The organism is Chryseobacterium sp. GW821-FHT04C04, from assembly GCF_059420365.1.
The window spans coordinates 16094-34811 of sequence record NZ_JBWKTO010000006.1 but is presented as its reverse complement, the minus strand read 5'-3'; the positions used below and the strand labels follow the sequence as shown (position 1 = coordinate 34811).

17 protein-coding genes are annotated in these 18718 nt (G+C 36.0%); 12 read left to right on the top strand and 5 right to left on the bottom strand.

Going from position 1 to position 18718, the window contains the following annotated elements; genetic code table 11:
• Window positions 1-7 precede the first annotated feature (7 nt).
• Entirely contained in the window at window positions 8-1519 is a 1512-nt protein-coding gene (locus tag AC07UM_RS19630) for a carboxypeptidase-like regulatory domain-containing protein (protein WP_494684290.1), read from the top strand.
• A gap of 360 nt (window positions 1520-1879) precedes the next feature.
• On the opposite strand, the gene AC07UM_RS19625 is transcribed toward AC07UM_RS19630, so the two are convergent.
• The 5 genes from AC07UM_RS19625 to AC07UM_RS19605 all read right to left on the bottom strand — a co-directional run bounded on the left by AC07UM_RS19625 (window position 1880) and on the right by AC07UM_RS19605 (window position 6621).
• On the bottom strand, window positions 1880-2530 hold the full coding sequence (locus AC07UM_RS19625) for a response regulator transcription factor (protein WP_494684289.1): 651 nt from the start codon (window positions 2528-2530) through the stop codon (window positions 1880-1882).
• Between the two features lie 213 nt (window positions 2531-2743).
• On the bottom strand, window positions 2744-3211 hold the full coding sequence (locus tag AC07UM_RS19620; RefSeq protein ID WP_494684288.1) for an OsmC family protein: 468 nt from the start codon (window positions 3209-3211) through the stop codon (window positions 2744-2746).
• Window positions 3212-3410: 199 nt separating this feature from the next.
• A complete protein-coding gene (locus AC07UM_RS19615; RefSeq protein WP_109738679.1) occupies window positions 3411-4970 on the bottom strand; it encodes an Rne/Rng family ribonuclease in 1560 nt (519 codons plus the stop codon).
• 370 nt (window positions 4971-5340) lie between these two features.
• Window positions 5341-5631 (bottom strand): HU family DNA-binding protein, encoded by a 291-nt coding sequence (locus AC07UM_RS19610; protein ID WP_002984212.1) that lies wholly within the window; start codon window positions 5629-5631, stop codon window positions 5341-5343.
• Between the two features lie 318 nt (window positions 5632-5949).
• Window positions 5950-6621, bottom strand: a complete 672-nt coding sequence (locus AC07UM_RS19605) for a response regulator transcription factor (protein ID WP_103231492.1) — start codon at window positions 6619-6621, stop codon at window positions 5950-5952.
• Between the two features lie 180 nt (window positions 6622-6801).
• Between AC07UM_RS19605 and tssO the strand changes: the two genes are divergently transcribed.
• The 11 genes from tssO to AC07UM_RS19550 all read left to right on the top strand — a co-directional run bounded on the left by tssO (window position 6802) and on the right by AC07UM_RS19550 (window position 18677).
• On the top strand, window positions 6802-7338 hold the full coding sequence (gene tssO / locus AC07UM_RS19600; protein WP_103231493.1) for a type VI secretion system TssO: 537 nt from the start codon (window positions 6802-6804) through the stop codon (window positions 7336-7338).
• Between the two features lie 11 nt (window positions 7339-7349).
• Window positions 7350-7874, top strand: coding sequence for a type VI secretion system transmembrane protein TssO (locus tag AC07UM_RS19595; protein WP_494684287.1), 525 nt, complete (start codon window positions 7350-7352; stop codon window positions 7872-7874).
• 48 nt (window positions 7875-7922) lie between these two features.
• Window positions 7923-8834, top strand: coding sequence for a PKD domain-containing protein (locus AC07UM_RS19590; RefSeq protein ID WP_103231495.1), 912 nt, complete (start codon window positions 7923-7925; stop codon window positions 8832-8834).
• 47 nt (window positions 8835-8881) lie between these two features.
• Entirely contained in the window at window positions 8882-11287 is a 2406-nt protein-coding gene (tssR, locus tag AC07UM_RS19585; protein ID WP_494684286.1) for a type VI secretion system protein TssR domain-containing protein, read from the top strand.
• Window positions 11288-11644: 357 nt separating this feature from the next.
• On the top strand, window positions 11645-12052 hold the full coding sequence (tssD, locus tag AC07UM_RS19580; protein WP_494684285.1) for a type VI secretion system tube protein TssD: 408 nt from the start codon (window positions 11645-11647) through the stop codon (window positions 12050-12052).
• 108 nt (window positions 12053-12160) lie between these two features.
• Window positions 12161-12832 carry a hypothetical protein gene (locus AC07UM_RS19575; RefSeq protein WP_494684284.1) on the top strand — a complete coding sequence of 224 codons (672 nt, stop codon included), beginning with the start codon at window positions 12161-12163 and terminating at the stop codon, window positions 12830-12832.
• A 263-nt stretch (window positions 12833-13095) separates the two neighbouring features.
• Window positions 13096-15591: an ATP-dependent Clp protease ATP-binding subunit gene (locus AC07UM_RS19570; protein WP_494684283.1), complete on the top strand. Its 2496-nt coding sequence runs from the start codon at window positions 13096-13098 to the stop codon at window positions 15589-15591.
• A 67-nt stretch (window positions 15592-15658) separates the two neighbouring features.
• Window positions 15659-16525 carry a lytic transglycosylase domain-containing protein gene (locus tag AC07UM_RS19565; protein WP_494684282.1) on the top strand — a complete coding sequence of 289 codons (867 nt, stop codon included), beginning with the start codon at window positions 15659-15661 and terminating at the stop codon, window positions 16523-16525.
• A gap of 352 nt (window positions 16526-16877) precedes the next feature.
• Window positions 16878-17291: a type VI secretion system tube protein TssD gene (tssD, locus tag AC07UM_RS19560; protein WP_494684281.1), complete on the top strand. Its 414-nt coding sequence runs from the start codon at window positions 16878-16880 to the stop codon at window positions 17289-17291.
• Window positions 17292-17733: 442 nt separating this feature from the next.
• On the top strand, window positions 17734-18150 hold the full coding sequence (gene tssD / locus AC07UM_RS19555; RefSeq protein WP_109738676.1) for a type VI secretion system tube protein TssD: 417 nt from the start codon (window positions 17734-17736) through the stop codon (window positions 18148-18150).
• Between the two features lie 95 nt (window positions 18151-18245).
• Window positions 18246-18677, top strand: coding sequence for a hypothetical protein (locus AC07UM_RS19550; RefSeq protein WP_494684280.1), 432 nt, complete (start codon window positions 18246-18248; stop codon window positions 18675-18677).
• The last annotated feature ends 41 nt before the right edge of the window (window positions 18678-18718 follow it).

The window sequence follows — 18718 nt, the reverse complement described above, 5'->3', positions numbered from 1 at the left end:
ACGAATTATGAAAACTTTAATTAAAATACTCAGCATATTCATCTTTGCTTTTTGTCTGTTTTCATGCAGTGAAGACCTTGTAGAACAGGCTCAAACAGGAATGTTAAAAGGAAAAGTCGTAAAAAGAGGCAGTAATGTGCCGATTCCTAATGTGAAAATTTTCACCAATCCTACGACACAGACGGTATTCAGTGGTACGGACGGTTCTTTTGAGATCGCGGCCATGCCCGTAGGTAATTACTCTGTGAAAGCAGAACTTTCAGGATATATTACCAGCTTCCAGTCTGTCAATATACAGAATCAAAATCAGGTGGTAACGGTAGTTTTTGAGATGGATGATGATACATCATTGAATTCTCCTCCTGCTACACCTCAGTTGTTAAGTCCGATAGATAACGCAGTCAATCAACCTTTGAGCGTTGAATTAACCTGGAGCGCAACAGATCCCGATACAGCGGATGTCTTGAAATACAGTTTGGCAATTAAAAATAATCTTGACACTAATGTGATTCAGGTTAATGATTTGAAAGCGAATCATTATACGCTTTCAAATTTGAAGTTTGGTGTAAGTTACTTCTGGCAGGTGTCTGTTTCGGACGGCATTCACCAGCCAGTTTTAAGCTCTATCAGTAAATTTACGACCAATACAGTTCCCGCCAACCGGTATCATTATACACAAAAACAGAATGGAAACTTCATCATCATATCCAGCGACGATCAGGGAAATAACTTCCAGTTTACCAATTCTTCCTACAACAGCTGGCGGCCACGTAAAAACAATAATGCAGGTCTTATAGCATTTCTCCGTACAGAAGGGGGAAGCACTCATATTTATACTGCCAATCCGGATGGTTCCAATCCCTTTAAAGTAACAACGGTGCCTGTAGCAGGTTTTAATAACTATGAGATGGATTTTGCCTGGAGTACGAATGGTAAAGAGCTTATTTATTCAAACTTTAATAAACTGTACAGGATCAATAAAGACGGAAGCGGGCTGAGTTTGGTGTATACCACTCCGGACGGAAGTCTGATCTCCGAATGTGACTGGAGCTATGACGGAAGTAAAATTGCTTTGAAAACCAATGATTATAACGGTTATAACACGAAAATTTATGTGATAGATACCACAGGGAATACCATTAAAACGGTATTATCCGGTTCTGTAGGAGCGAGTGGTGGGCTGAATTTTTCTGTAGATGGGCAGCTTCTTCTGTTTACCCGTGATGTTTCAGGGTATGTGGATGGTAGCGGAAACTACCGTCAGCTCGATTCGCATATCTTCATTTATAATCTGGTTAGCGATGTCGTAAGTGATATCTCTGCTGAAAGCGAAAAAGTGATGGGTACCAATGATCTTGATCCAAGATTCTCACCGAATAATGCACAGGTCATTTTTATGAATACTTCCAATGACAATATTTCCCAGAGAAATGTGATGGTAATCGACCTGACCAGTAGTTTGACAGATCTTACCCGTGCTTCACTTTTCAGCAATGGAGAAATGCCGGATTATGAGTAAGGTTCAAAAATTCAGGGTTTAATGTTTTAAGTTTAATGTTGTTTGTCATTTTCATTGACATTTAATAGATGGGCTTTTCAAATAAAAGATGATTATTACTATGATAAAGTCCAGGTTTTAAGGTTTAAAGTTCCAGGAGGTGAGCTTGAGATTAGAATTTGAGTTGTTTGCAGATAAAACAACAAGGATAAAAGTAACATACGCTTTTTCATTCCTCAGTTTCTGATCTCTTTGCCTCACTTCCGGCCTTAAAAAAGCTCAATAATGAGTTGTCTGTCTGATTCAAAAGACCGAATTCAGGCACAAAAAAATTCCAGACGGTAAAGTTTGGAATTTTTTTGAGTTGTTCATGGGAGATTTTCAGTCAATAATATGGTTTTCAATAGCATATTTTACAATTCCGACTGAGTTTTTCGCATTGAGTTTCAAAAGAATTCTTTTTCGGTGTGTTTCTACCGTGTTGATGCTGATAAAAAGTTTTTCAGATATATCTTTACTGCTGTTTCCGTCACATATAAGTTTAAGAATTTCCATTTCGCGGCGGGTAAGCGGTTCTTTGATGTGAGGATTGGGTTTTTCCTGTTCACTGCTGATAAAATTGATCATTCTTTCCTTTGCATGGTCGCAAATGTAGATCTCATTAAGAAGTAAAACATGAATGGATTTCAGGAACTCATCATATGTACAGTTTTTGTCGAGATAAGCCTTAATCCCTTTGTTGAAAAGTTTCCGGATATCGATCATATCATATGAGTTTCCAATGATGGTGATCTTAGTGCTTTTATGTTCAGAGATAATACTTTCTACCAACTTGCAGATTTCCGTAAGCATTAGCATATTGGAGCTCATAACAAGCATTTCCGGAGGATCTTTTTTTAAGTTTTTGGAGAGGGTTTCTAAAGAATTACAAGTGTCAATTGTGCTGAAAATTTTGCTTTGTGTAAGCAGTCTTGATAACCCCTCAGTGTAAAGCATGGGTTCATCAAAAATGGTCAATCTTGGTTTCATCATGGTTTGTTTTATTTATATAAAAATAGGAAAAAAACTTTACATTTTGAATAAAATTGACAAATATTTTCAATTTATTGTGTTTTTATTGATGGTAAAACGTTGTTATTGTTGATTTTTTATTAAATAATTCTCTTTTTGTGGAGTTTTTTAGAGTTATTGTTGTTAAAATATACTATCCATCATTGTTTTTAGATGTAATTTTTGATTGTTAATTTATTTAACTAACATAATGGGGATATGCTTTACCGGAAAATTAACCGAATTGGCAATGAAACAATATTCGTTGGCTTTATGATGAAGCTGCTCTGCTTTTTCCATCATTGATGCTTCCGCAACAGTTACTTCAGGATGCAAAGTAACTTCTGTAAAATGCCCGCTTCCACTTGCTGTTTCCGTCATTATACCTGTTGCTTCATCAGTATAGTCGGTTACAATAATCCCGGCTTCAGAACAGAAGTGAAGATACCAAAGCATATGGCAGGCAGAAAGAGAAGACAAAAACAAATCTTCCGGATTATGTTTCGTTGTATCACCACGGAATGCAGGATCGGAAGAACCGTCAATTACGGTTTTATTTTCTGTTGAAATTACGTGACTTCTTTCGTAATCTCTATAGCCGCTTGTTCCTGTTCCCTTATTGCCTGTCCATTGAATGGTGATTTTGTAATGGTGGTTTTTCATAGATAAAAGATAAAAGATAAAAGATAAAAGATAAAAGATTTTGTTATTAAAATTCAATAGGGGGTGGATTTTAATCCATGTAGCAAATAATAGGTATCCATTGGCTTTAGCCAAAACTTAAATTGCCAATCACATATTCTATACTTATAAATATAAAACAAAAAAACCTCCAGTACAACTGAAGGTTTTAAATTTTGTCTTAATTAGAAAATTCTATCAATTCTTCTTTTTTGGAATTGTAAATTTTGTATTCTAAATATTTAAAAGAATCTCTTGGAACGATGGTTACCCATTTTTTGTATTTGATAAACCATTTCATTTGGATACTTTTGATGCCTTTTGTAAGGTAGGCTTCCACAAATGGGTGTACATGCAGGTAGACTTTTCCTTTTTCTTTCTGCAGAATGTTTCTTAAGGTTTCACCCATTCTTTCCACGATGACAATCGGAGCAACAATTTCTCCGTCTTTGTTCGGGTTTTCTTCTTTGGTTTCGATCTGTTTTTCCGGACGGTTTCTTTGTCTGGTGATTTGGATCAGACCAAATTTACTAGGAGGAAGTATTTTGTGGCGAGCTTTGTCGCGATTCATTTCCTCTTTCAAGTGCTCGTAGAGATCTCTTCGGTGATCAGAATTTGGCATATCTATGAAATCGATAACGATGATTCCTCCCATATCGCGGAGGCGAAGCTGTCGTGCGATCTCAGTAGCGGCCATTTTGTTCACTTTCAGTGCATGCTCTTTATTGACAGCGGTTCCGGTAGTAATATTGTTTCCGGAGTTGACGTCAACGACGTGAAGTGCTTCTGTGTGTTCAATAACAAGATAAGCGCCTTTAGAACTTGGAATGTTAACGTGTTTTCCAAAGCTCTGTTTAAGCTGTTTTTCAACATTGTAATATTCCAGAAGAGGAATATGGGAATCATAAAACTGGACAATGTTTTTCTTTTCAGGGGCAATTACTTCTACGTAATTTGTCATTTCGCTTACCATCTGTTCATCGTCGCAGATGATACTCACGAAATCCTGATTAAAATTGTCTCTTAAAATAGCTGAAGCTTTGTCTTCTTCGCTTAAAACTTTAGACGGAACTTTATTTTTCTGGATATTTTTAAAAGTGCTTTCCCATTTCTGAACCAGTTGATTCATGTCATTGTGAAGGTCGGCTACTTTTTTTCCTTCTGCTACAGTTCTGATAATAACGCCGAATCCCTCAGGTTTGATGCTGTCAATTAGGGTTCTCAGTCTTTCTTTTTCCTCAAAGCTTCTGATCTTTTTGGATATAGAAACTTTATTGTCAAAAGGAATTAAAACCAGAAAACGTCCTGTCAATGAAATCTGGGTAGAAATTCTAGGACCTTTTGTAGAAATTGGTTCTTTAGTAATTTGTAACAGGACCAGATCGTCCTTGGCAATTACTTTATCTATTGTTCCGTTTTTGTCTATTTCGGGTTGTATCTCGAAATTTTTTAAGCTCGAAGTGCTTTGTTTTTTAGAAATAGTATCTTTCAAAAACTTTCTGTATGTAAGATACTGAGGTCCCAAATCCTGATAATGCAGAAATGCATCCTTGTCATATCCGATATTGACGAATGCTGCATTCAGATTGGGCGCAAGTTTTTTTACTTTTCCTATAAACAGATCTCCAACTATAAAATCGCTTTTGTCTTCTTGCTCATGAAGTTCACATAGTCTTCCGTCTTCCAGCAGTGCAATCTTTGTAAGATCATCTTCATGCGAAACTATTAGTTCTTTCTTCATTTTTTAATAAGATAAAATTGTTAAGATTATAGGGATTGGATGTTTTTCTCGATTAATTCATCTATTAAATATAAGGATTTTGAATGAAAACCATTATATGTTTATTAAAATAATATTTGAAACCTTCCGTCATCCGAGGAATCTTAATATAGTTGCAAACAAAAATATAGTCAGTGAACTTTTTAAATTTAAATTCACCAACTATATTATTATATTGTAAATCTCGAGAAAAGGAGATTATTTTTTCTTATGTCTGTTTGCTCTTCTTCTTTTCTTTCTTTTGTGAGTCGCAACCTTGTGTCTTTTTCTTTTCTTTCCGCTTGGCATAATTTTAATTTTTTAGTAACTAGTTAATATTCAGTTAATGTTCTTATTTTACTGCAACTTTAGTTTTTACTTTCTCTACAAAAGATTTTGAAGGTTTGAAAGCAGGAATGTTATGAGCAGGAATCTCAATTGCAGTGTTCTTAGAAATATTTCTTCCTGTTTTAGCAGCTCTTGTTTTAATGATAAAAGATCCAAAACCTCTTAGATAAACGTTATCCCCATTATACATAGAAGTTCTGATCTCCTGCATAAAAGCTTCTACAACTTTCTGTGTTTCATTCTTTTCTGTTCCCAACTTATTTGAGATGGTGTTTACCAATTCTGCCTTTGTCATTTCCTTATTTTAATTTTAAATTTTAGGTGTGCAAATTTAGTTAAAAAAATTGAATACTAGCAAATTAGTGACAAAATATTTTTATTCAAATACTTGCGCTTTGAATGTATACACCATATTAATGCAGGGCTAAGTTAATTTAATAATAAAATAATATAGCGGTATAAAGGTACAGAATTTTGATGAATAAAATTTAATAAATGGCTTAATAGTAGGTGTTGAGGGGAATTTTATCTTCAATGGAGTGTTTGAAAAAAAAATAATCTGTCTCCATCCGATATCCGGCATTCAAAATTTTGAATCTGAAATCATAATTTTTTATAAACTGGAATTGTAATATCCATTTTCCACACAGAAACGGATAAGATGAAGCTTGGTCTTCAGTCCCAGCTTTTCTGTAAGCCGGTTGATATAGGTGTCAATAGTCCTGGTGCTCAGGTTAAGCTTTTCTGCTATTTCCTTATTACTGAATCCCTCATAACAGAATCTCATCAGCTGTATTTCAGCCGGAGAAAGCTCTTCCTGTCCTTTTTTCTGCCTGTCCATATATTCCTGTACAGCAAGCGGTTGCTGCTCCCATTCCTTGGAATAGGCTTGGTAATCAAAATCTTCAGAAGCAATGCCTCCTTTGATGATGTCCTTGATGATGGTACTTTTTTTCTGACAGTAATAGATATTAGGAATCTTCGAAAGAATTTCGGCCATATCTTCCTGATAAGTACCGGAGTAGGTGATAATAGGAGTTTCCGAATTGTTTTTTCTGATGTATTTGATTGCTTCAATCCCGCTTAATACCGGCATAAAAAGTTCAATAATGAACACGTCCTCCTGTCTTCTGTAGATTCTGTTTACCAGCTCATGTCCATTGTTACAATCATTCAGAAGCATATAGAAAGGATTTTCCATCAGTGTTTTGATCATTATTTTTTTAAAATAAAAATCACTGTCAGCAATAGAAAAACGTACGGTATTAGATAATATTTTGCTCATTCTTAATATCGATTTGGCAAATGATATTGTAAAATTTAGAGGTCTAATTTATGAAAAACTTATCAAAGCAGAAATTAATATTAAGTTAATCAGGGTTTTCACGAAAAAGGCTTGGGGAAATTACGTATTGTGCATAAAATTTTTTTTTTATACTTTCACAGGCCAAACAAATCGCAAATTATGTCTTCTAACAGGGAAAAAAAATTAAACAAATCTGACGTCAGAATAGGCATTTGGAAGTTTATACTATCTTTTGTCGCTTTGTCGGTTGTAACTTTTGCTTGCTTATTTCTCTTTTTTAAGAGTTATGATATACAGCGGGAGGGGATCAGCCGTGAAGCCGAAGCGTATAAAGAACTGATGCTTCGAAGTGACGTACTGAGAGATCACATTGATGATATTTACGACAAAATGAACCAGCTTAACATCAATAAGGTGGAGAATGATGTATTCCTCAGAACCAGTATTATGGATAACGTGAGGGATGCTAAAAATATTATGGGTAAAGACAGTGCACAGAGCTTTAAGCATTATGCTGTACTGATGAAGCAGATTGTACCGATGATGACTTTGAAAGCCAAGATCATTGAAGTGGAATACCAGAAGAAAACCGTTTTAAGAGATCTCGACGAATGTATGGGTAAAATAAAAGTGACCAATAATGAGCTTAGAAAAGACCCTACGAGAAATTTCACCGGAAGTAAAAGAAGAAGATAAAAAGAAAAGATATGCAAGGACAAATTACACTATCTAAGAAAGAAAGGCATTATCAGTTTTTTTATTTAATACTGATGCTTGTGACGGCTATGTTATTTTTGGGAGTGATCTTTTTAAAAGGATTTGTATCTCCCTTCTCAGACGAAGATGTAAGAGGTATTCAGAATCTTGAGCAGAAAGCCGAATTTGAACAACACCAAAAAGTTGTTCTGCCGATCATGGACAGTACTTATGCCATGATAACAAAATTGACCAATGACGGACCACAGCCTTTTGTGGAAAATAATATTCAATTAGGGGTCAACGACCTTAACAGCTATTTCAATGGTACCGACGTTGTTGATATCCGAAAAGATGCCTATCCTCAGATCGCCAAATTCTACAAAATGTATTTTGATGACAAAAAAGTCATTTCAACAACCTCGGAAGACATCAAAATTTTCCAGAAACAGGTAGATGAATGCAGAATTGGATTTAAAGATAAGCAGAATAAGCTTTATCAACGTGAGCAAGATCTGAAAGCAAGAATACAGTAAGCAATACATACTAGGAACTACATATAAAACACATCACAATTATTAACTATGAATTATTTTCAAAAGAACAAGAAGAACATTATTATCGGTGTTATTGCAACTCTGCTCATCGCAGCATTGGTTGTTCTGTGGCTGCAGAAAAAAGTAATCCATTCAGCCGATGATATTGTTGGAGTGGTTTATCCGTCTTCACTGGCGGTAGGAGACACCCTTTTATTCGAAGATAAAACCCAATTTGCAAAAACCAAAAGATGGAATTTCGGAGATGGGACAACTTCAGATAAAAACAGTGGAATTCACTTCTATAATAAACCGGGATATTATCAGGTGAGCTTGATCGTTGACAATAAGTATACGAAATCCTTCCCTGTAATGGTAGGCGCAAGAAGCGTACAGAAGCCTAAAGATAGTGCAAAATCTACAACTACTATCGAAGCCGTTACTCAGGCTATGCAAAATGAGAACGTAACTTTTCGTGCCGTTTCTGACGCTAAGCAGTTTGCATGGAAATTCGGAGAATCGGGAAATACAGATGCGAAGGATAAATTTACAATCTATTCTTATAAAAAACCTGGAGATTATCTGGTAACCCTGTACACTGAAGAAACCCAGGAGCCTATTTATCACCGTATCAAAATTCTTCCGGCTTATGATGCTCTGGCAGAAGATGAAGTGTCTGTAGAAGACTCTTATGCAAAAGTAGATAATGATTTCAAGTATCACCTGCAGCAGATCGCCAATGGAAACAGCTTCAATATGCATTATAATTACCTGTTGAAAACCTACCTGTGTAACAATGAAAATACAGTAGTAAAGGTAAATGACAGCAAAGTGAATAACTTCTACATGTATTGTGCAGGCCTTCAGTTTGATAAAAATACAGTCATTCAGACGGTAAAAGTAAACCTGGATGATAAGCAGGAGTGTGTAACTAAAGTAGAAATCAACCAAAGCAAATAATATCGTCCGATATTACGGATGCGCCAATCATTAAAAGATAAAATAGGATGAAAAATAAATTTCCTCTAGCAGCATATTATATAGGGTTATCAGTATTATTGACGAGTTGCCAGGTAAAGCTGCCGTCAAAGAAAACCCCGGAGCCTTCACAGTATGGGCAGGTGGATGCTTCCCCTGTCGTTAACGGTTATCCTAAAAAGTCAGTTCCATGGATTGTGATTTCAGACAGATCAAGAAATACGGCTTATTTAGATAAAGATGACGAGAAATCTTACAAAGAAGTGAAATTCCTTGAGCCATTAATGGTTTTAAAACATAGAGACGGAATGGTAAAAGTAGCGGAATATGTTCCGGATGCTTTAATGAAAAAAGTTTCGTCAAAATCAATCAAAACATATGGCTGGATTCCGGAATCTGACCTTCTTCTTTGGAACAATGCTTTAAAAAGCGAAAAAACAGGATATCCTGTAAGAGTAGCAGTAGTGCCAAGTAACAGCGAAGTCATCAAGAATGCTGAAAGGTACTATAAAAATGACTCCATTATGGTGTTTAATTCACCAAGTCTTATTGAAGAAGCTAAGGTGAAAATTCCAAACGGACAAATTGTATATGTCTATAAACAAGCTGAAAATAACAAGCGATTTTTAGTAGGTAAAAAGCCTTCAATAGATATAGACAGCATTGGTAAAGGCCTTTATGGATGGGTGAGTTCCAATGTTATCTCTACCTGGGGAGAACGTTCTGCTATTAAACTTAAAAATACAACAGGGATCAACGATTCTGCCTTGGGAATTCATGAAGGATATCCTGGTGGATCTGCATCAGACGCCGAAAACAAAACGGCAATTCTTCTGACTGATGTGAACAAAAGAAAACCTCTGGAAAATATTTTCCCTGTAAGCTTGCCATTAGAAGAAGCTCCAACCCTGGATTCCAAAACAAAATACTTCACCAATATTTTAGATTACAGCAAGAACTTTGTATCCAATGTTCTGGGTGAACCTATTTATTTTGACCGTTACAGAGAGATTACAGAAAGAGATAAAAATATCAATATTGTCTTTGCATTGGACGTAAGTGCAGGAAATGCACCTTATACCCCTATCGTAAAATCATTACTGCAGGATCTACAGCTTAGATTCGAAAAGCCATCTTATTTTAATAATGTTAAATACGGTGTGATTTTATACAAAAATAACCCTTGTGGAGAGAATATTTCTGTATCAAATCTTAGTACAGACTACAGTAAGATCTCCACATTTATTGATCAGAAAACAAATGAAATGAACTGCGCAAGCAATAATGGGTATCAGCCGGTAGGAGAAGCCCTTACAGCAGCCGGAAACCTTCTTTCTAACGTTTCTGATGAAACCAATATTGTAGTGACTGTAGGGACCTCTGCCAACCAAAGCGGGAATATGTACAGTGTAATCAGCTCATTGACTCAGGCTCAGGCAAGGCTGATCATGTTCCAGACCAATGCAAGATCATCAGATAACTATAATGATTTTGTATTGATGGCAGAAAATGTGGTGACCAATACGGCCAAAAATATTGCTGAACTTAAAAAACAAAAGATCATCAACCAATATGATGTTCTTACCAAGAATAACTTCAGCCTTGTGGAAGGTGATGCTGGATTCTTCTCTCTGGCTTACCCTAAACAGAGTATGTCTCAGGGATTTGTTATTTTCCCTAAAAAAGGAGATATCACAACTCCAGGATTCCTGAAAAAATCTGTTGACAGCCTTATTTCACAGGTTACTTTAGACAATCAGACTGTTGATAAGTCACTTAATGAATATTTCCATTCATCAGTAGGTGCAGGAAGAACAGATGTTGATTTAAAATATAAATATCTGTATCCAGGACTTACCAATCCGGTTTCTGCAGGAATTGCGGCACAGCTGATCAACTACGGAAGTCCATTTCTTGTAAAAGGATACATTCCAAAAGATCTGAAAGACTTTACACCAGGAATAGAAAAAGGGATTCTTATTTCTGAATCTGAGTATGATAACTTAAAAGCTTTTTATACTGAAGTATACAGAAATACCGAGGCAGGCCGTGCAGACTTTAATCAGGCGAGAGCAGTGAAAGAGTATGTGAAATTGCTGAAGAAGTACAATCCAACGATCAAATTCCTGGATAAAGGAGATCTTTATGAGCTGCCAATGTCTTACGCTATTGGTATGAGTACAGGTTTTGACCTTTCTGACGAAGAGCTGATGGCTAAGTACAAGCTGAAAGGCTGGAAAAAATCGAAAATTGTTCCTAATGAAACCGTGAGAAATTATTTCCAACACTATAAAAATCTGGCAGACAGAATGCTTGCCAACAGAAATAACCCTGCGGTAAAGATCCAGCAAAACGGGCAGACTTTCTACTGGCTTAATGAGTATTTTACACCGACAAGAATTCCAAGAGAACAACCGGAATATACTAAGCATTAAGAAATTCATTTTATCATATCAAAAGCAGAAGTACCCACTTCTGCTTTTTTTTGTGCTGTGAAGATGAAATTAGAAACGATGATCACAAACTTTACCCCTGTATCCTCTGATTATTTCTCTTTCAGGTGTAAAAATTATTTTTATCTTAAAAATGGGAAATATCGTAAAACGCTTTATTAATGGATGTTATAAAAATGTATATAAATCTATTATCGTAGAATTACGACAATAAGTAGTAGAACTACTACAATTTCTCAGATTTATATTCAAAAGTTTTTTTTAGAGGAAAAGAGCCTCTATATTTGCTACACAATCACTGAATCACAAAATATTATTAACGATTAAAATTTACTAATCATGGCCGAAAGAAATTCAAGAGGAATCTTAAAATTCAACAATGGTGAAGGGCAGAAGCTCTTAAAAATGAACTACAGCGTATCCCGATCTACAGATGTATCAGGACGTGTAGCATCAGATCCTTCTAACGCTCTTATCAAAGTAACAGTAGAAGCTACAGAAAAATCTGATATCCTTGAAAGCTTGTTAAATGGTAAATACAAGCCTACAGTGGGAGAGATTACTTTTAATAAATCTCACGAAGAAGGAAAATTGATCACTTTGAACTGGCAGAACGGATATGTTATCCAGCACCAGGTTGAGTTTGATGCAATAGACAGCAACAGTATGCTGATCAGCTTCGTCATCAGTGCTGAAACCATTGACTACGGTACTTCTCAATATACAGGACTTTGGCCATCCAGCTAGAATTTATACACATTATCAACATTCATAAGAAAAAGACTGTCCCTATTTAAGGCGGTCTTTTTTGACTTGGATGTGCAGCAAAAAACTATAATAACCGAAAAAGCAATAATGAACAAAATCACTGATCACCTGAAATACTTTTCAAAATTATCCGCGGTATTCATCTTCAGTATATTGAAAATCTATGCCATTGGCATCCTCTCTACGCTCATCACCCTTGTATTGGGGATATATATATTGTCAGACCGCTTAGGTCCGGCATTGGGGCATACAGGAGTGGTTGCATTTTTAATAACGACTATTAAGGCCAAACCGGTTTCTGCATCTATTTTTTATTTGCTGATGATCATTGCCCCGTTTTTTACAATTGTTTTTGCCACAAAATATGCGATGTCTGTGGTAATCAGTAAACTGTTGCAGGATCATTCAAAGACGATTGTTGTTCCCTTTATAGATAAAATAATCAATGTATTCAAAGCAAAACAGCCCACGGTTATCCGAACCAGTGCAGATTTTGCCATTGCTAAAGTGAAACTATTGAATGAATTTAAAAACAGTTCAGAAAATAAAATTCTCAAGCGCATCTTAGGCTATGCTTTAAATAAAATAAAGTTTGATGAATTGAATCTGGGGGCAGAAAATGCGGACTTTTCCGATATCATTAAAACAACACTTATTGAAAAATTACATGAACTGGCAGAACCCTCAGCGATGATATTTTATATCTACATAGGACTTCAGTGGATCAGTCTGATGTTGTTATATTTTTTGAATATGTAAATAAAAACAGGATTCAGGAGAAGAATTTGTGAAGATATTATAATAGCAGGATCATTCTGGAAAAGAAAAAAGTACGGTTGTTACTTCTCTGATTGAAGAATTAACTATCTTTATCTCGTTTAGAATAAAATATTTAATTTTAGCCAGACAAAAGAAAGTTTTTTGATTCTCTGCTAATCAGGGATATAAAATACAGATCAATACCATCACATCTGAAGCACATTACAACAGAACGCAAATATATTAATATAAGAAAATTATAAATGGGAGTACTAGTAACCAACGAAACAGTAAAACAGCTATTTCACATTGCTCAGTCGATAGCGAAGGAAAATTATAATGGAACTTATGGTGGCCCGCATATCCTGCAGGCTTTAATGCATAAAGATATCGGGCTGAATGAATTCCTGAAAAGTATAGATAAAGACCCAGGTTATTTCTATGAATGGGCAGACGTCCGCATTGAAGAATATCCCAAGACCAACCATCTTCCTGATGAAGTGGGACAGGATGATGCGATAGATGCCCTTATAGAAGAAGCTGACGATATCCGTTTAAAACTAGGATTGGATGAGATTACTCCAATATGTATTCTTACAGCAATCGTAAAACCACAGGTTATATTCTCACTTCAGCAGCTGAAATCACTTCCATTGCGAGAGCATGAGATATTCAATCTATATAGAAAAGACACACCGTTTACGGTCCCAGAAGATGGAAATTTCTCATCACTATTTTCAAATGGTTCAGACTATTCCGATTCTTCTTTCCCTTCCATTAAAAGCTATTGTGTAGACAGAACCGCACAGGCGAGAAAAGGAGAAATTGAAAATATTATCGGTAGAGATAAAGAACTTAGAATGCTGGTAGAGATCCTTTGCCGAAGAAGCAAACCGAATGTGATTATCATTGGAGAACCAGGCGTAGGAAAGACAGCATTGGTTGAAGGTTTTGCTACTGAAATTACCAAAGGAAATGTTCCTGAGATGCTTAAAAACGGTACTCTTTTGGAACTGGACACCGGAGCATTATTAGCAGGAACTTCTTATAAAGGCGAAATTGAAGACCGCCTGAAAAAAGTAATCAATGAATGTAAGAAAATCGAAAAAGCCATTCTTTTCATTGATGAAATACATACCCTTTTAGACCCGAAAGGAAGCATCGGAAACGTTGCCAACCTTCTCAAGCCTGAGCTTGCCAGAGGTGAGATTACCGTCATTGGAGCTACAACTCAGGAAGAATATAGAAAAATCATAGAACCGGAACAGGCTTTCAACCGCCGTTTTGAGGTATTAACCGTTCATGAGCCGGATGAGAAGACCTGTGTGAAAATGATTGATGTCCTTCTTGAAGGATACAAAAAACACCACGGTATTGAAGTAGAAAAAACAGCTATTCCGGAATGTGTACGTCTGGCGAAAAGATATGCAAAAGGTAAAAAATTACCGGATGCCGCAATCGACTTATTAGACAGAACAATGGCTGCTATCAAAATGCTTGATGAGCTTTCTGAAAAAGAACTTGACAGCTGGAAAGTAAGCTATGATGCTATATTAGAAGAAGAATACGCAGACAACAAAGATAAAGCTGATGAGCTGATCTGGACGTATAACCTGCTGAGAGACAAAATAAGCCCAATTCTTTGGGGTTCCTTGAGTGAACAGCCGTCGATAGACAATTCTATGCCGGTAGATCAGATTCAGAAAATTATTGAAGATACATATGCAGAGCTTATACAGCATGCTGCGAAGAAAAGAGAAAAAGTAGACAGACTGGAGCTGGCCGCTGTAATGGCTGCTAAAACAAATATCCCGATCGGGAAGATCCAGGCTCAGGAAAAAGAAAAACTCCTGAATATGGAATCTCTTCTCCTGAACAGAGTTGTAGGACAGGACCATGCATTAAAAATTCTTTCTGATGCTATTGTTGAAAACCGAAGCGGATTGAATAAACCGGGACAGCCTATCGGATCTTTCTTCCTTCTTGGGCCTACAGGAACCGGTAAAACAGAGCTGGCAAAATCAATGGCAGAATTGCTTTTCAACGATGAAAAGGCAATGGTCCGTTTTGACATGTCAGAATTTAAAGAAGAACATTCCGCAGCATTATTATACGGAGCGCCTCCGGGATATGTAGGATACGAAGAAGGAGGGATGCTTGTGAATAAAATCAGACAACAGCCTTATACCGTTGTCTTGTTTGACGAAATTGAAAAAGCCCACCATTCTGTTTTTGATGTATTCCTTCAGATTATGGACGAAGGAAAAGTTCATGATAAATTAGGAAAAGAAGGAGATTTCAGCAATGCATTGATCCTATTCACCTCCAATATCGGAAGTGAAGAAATTGTAAAACAGTTTGAAGAAGGTAAAATCCCGGAATCATCATCACTCATGCAGATTATGTCAAATTCAGGACGATTCAGACCTGAATTTCTGGCAAGAATTACAGAGATTATTCCTTTTGCACCGATCACAGAATCAATTGCAGAAAGAATCTTTAATATTCAGTTGAAATCGCTTCATACTTCATTAACGAGATTGGGAATTGCTCTAACAATCACCGAAGATGCTGTAAGAAACCTTGCACTGGGAGGATTTAGCAGTAAATACGGAGCAAGACAGATTTCCGGAGTGATTCGGGCACAGCTTGCGAGACCAATCTCTAAAATGATTGTAAGAGAAGAAGTGAAATCCGGACAAACCATTCATGTGGACTGGAATAATGAAGAAGAAAAGCTAAGCTGGAAAGTAGATTAAATGATGAAGCGGAAAGGCAGATTTGTACATCAGTTTTTTGTCTTTTTTGCTTATAAATAAAATTAAAATGAAAACAATTGTCAGAAATATCTTTACAGGTTTTCTATTATTAGGATCCGTTATCTTGATAAACGGACAGTTTCTTGCTGCTTCCGATACCTCGGAAAGCAGTGTGAAAAAGTACAAAGGAATTATCAATGCGAATAAAGATCTTGTAGAATTTATTGAACAGCTACTTCTTCAGAAGGGGCTTCCCAAGCATTTGAGAAATCTCGCTCTGATAGAGTCTCATTTTAACAGAAATATCACTTCCGGAGCAGGAGCAGTAGGGGTTTGGCAGTTGATGACCGCACATGCCAACCAATATGGACTTACAGAGCAGGGACGTACCGATCTTTATAAAAGCACCAAAACGGCGGCTATTTCTTTAAGCAACCTTTATAAAAAATATAACAATTGGGTTACCGTTGTGGCTGCTTATAACTGTGGTGAAGGAAATATTGCCAAAGCGATGCAGGCTGCCGGTTCCTCTCAATACCATGAGTTCTCTAAATATCTTCCGGGAGAAACCATTAATCATGTGAAGAAATACCTGAACGCATGCTATGCTACCGGAGAACTTCAGAGTGTATTGAGTAACTATAATTCCTCGAGAATCAATAAAGTTTTCTTTGAGGATGGAAACCGAAAAGTAACCGATGCTGCACTTTCAGAAACGGAGATCAATGCAGGATTCAGTCTGAAAGTAGTGGCCGATGAATTGAATGTAGATATGGATAAAATCCTTGTCTGGAATCCAGGTATTGTAGAAGAGCTGCAGAAAAAAGGAGAAAGTCCTTTTTATCTTCCGGTGGATCTGATGCCTGATTTTCTGCTAAGAAAAAATAAAATATTGGTTCGTTCCATAAAAGAAGGAAGAAACACGCAGCAGTAAATACGCTTAGGTAAAAAATAATAATAGCAATCAGTGTTGGCTGGTTGCTATTTTTTGTGAAAATTGATCTGTTAAAATAGGCCAATTTTATATTAAAAAAATCTTAATATTTCTCACTTATGTGTAAAATTATTATTTTCATGTCTCTTTTTCAATACGTTAAAATCATTTATTCATCACGTTTTGAGCGTGTTTGTTAAATCTATTGTCGTAGAATTACGACAAGAAATCGTAGAACTACTACAATTTTTCAGATTTATATTCAAAAGTTTTTTTTAGCAGAAAAGAGCCTCTATATTTGCTAGACAATCACCGAATCACAAAATATTATTAACGATCAAAATTTACAATCATGGCAGAAAGAAATTCAAGAGGAATCTTAAAATTCAATAATGGTGAAGGACAGAAGCTGTTAAAAATGAATTACAGCGTATCAAGATCTACAGACGTATCAGGACGTGTAGCATCAGATCCTTCTAACGCATTGATCAAAGTAACAGTAGAAGCTACTGAAAAATCTGATATCCTTGAAAGCTTGTTAAACGGTAAATACAAGCCTACAGTAGGAGAAATTACATTCAACAAATCTCACGAAGAAGGAACATTGATCACTTTGAACTGGCAGAACGGATACGTGATCCAGCACGAAGTAGACTTCGATGCAGTAGACAGCAACAGTATGCTGATCAGCTTCGTCATCAGTGCTGAAACTATTGACTACGGTACTTCTCAGTACGCTGGACTATGGCCTTCAGCAGGTAATTAAGCCTATTCATCATCTTAGTAAAAATAAAATTGGTACAGAACAGTACACTCATCCGAGTATACTGTTCTGTTTTTTTATGCAGAATTATCAAAAAATTGCAACCAATCAGGGGTTTATTTTTTGGTGTTCAAATTGTATAATCTGGAGATTAATGGAAGAGATTTTTCACCTCATAAAAAGACGCTTTTTAATATTATATTTCTCTTATTAGTGTAATATGATGTGTTTTGTTTTTGATTTTTAGTTGTGTTTAATGTGTTTATTTATAAGGTGTTGTGTTTTTGTTTTAACCCTGTTGTCGTAGAATTACGACATGAAATCGTAGAACTACTACACTTTTTCAGATTTCTATTCAAAAGCTTTTTTTTCAAAAGTAAGGAGGTTATCTTTGTTATATAATTATTGAATTACAATTTATTACTAACGACTAAAATTTACAATCATGGCAGAAAGAAATTCAAGAGGAATTTTAAAATTCAACGGAGGGGAAGGACAAAAACTATTAAAAATGAACTACAGCGTATCCAGATCTACAGACGTATCAGGACGTGTAGCATCAGATCCTTCTAACGCATTGATCAAAGTAACTGTAGAAGCTACTGAAAAATCTGACATCCTTGAAAGCTTGTTAAACGGTAAATACAAGCCAACAAAAGGAGAAATTACATTCAACAAATCTCACGAAGAAGGAACATTGATCACTTTGAACTGGGAGAACGGATATGTAATCCAGCACGAAGTAGATTTCGATGCAGTAGACAGCAACAGTATGCTGATCAGCTTCGTAATCAGTGCTGAAACTATTGACTACGGTACTTCTCAGTACGCTGGGCTATGGCCTTCTTCAGGAGGTAAATAATCCATTGCAACTTAAAAAAAAAGGAACAGTATACCATTGGTATGCTGTTCCTTTTTTATCAATAATTAAGAACCATCTATTAAAAACTAACCAACATGTTCAGACAAATTCTATTTATTCTTGCTTTTACAATGACTTTTATCTCCTTACAGGCACAAAACTCGTCTGCTTTATACAAGGGTACTGTTAATGGGAAAATGGCGATCACATTATTTTTTGAGTCCGTAGACAGTGACTGTGGAAGTGGTGTTTATTACAACGCAATGTACAAGTATGATAACGTTAGCAATTGGTTAGAGCTTAACGTTACAGAAGGTGCTCAAAAACAGTTTGCGATGGTAGAAGAACACTTCACCGGATTGATGATTATAAAAAAAGAAGACGATATGATGAATGGAACCTGGATAGGTCCTGACAGCAAAAAACAACTTCCGGTACAGCTGAAGAAAGTGACAGCAAGCACCAAAGAAATGGAAAAATATCGAAGCAAAATGGAGCAGATAAATTTCGAAAACCATGACTGTTAGAAAGTGAATGATTGCTAATACAAAGAATTCACGGGCTAAGT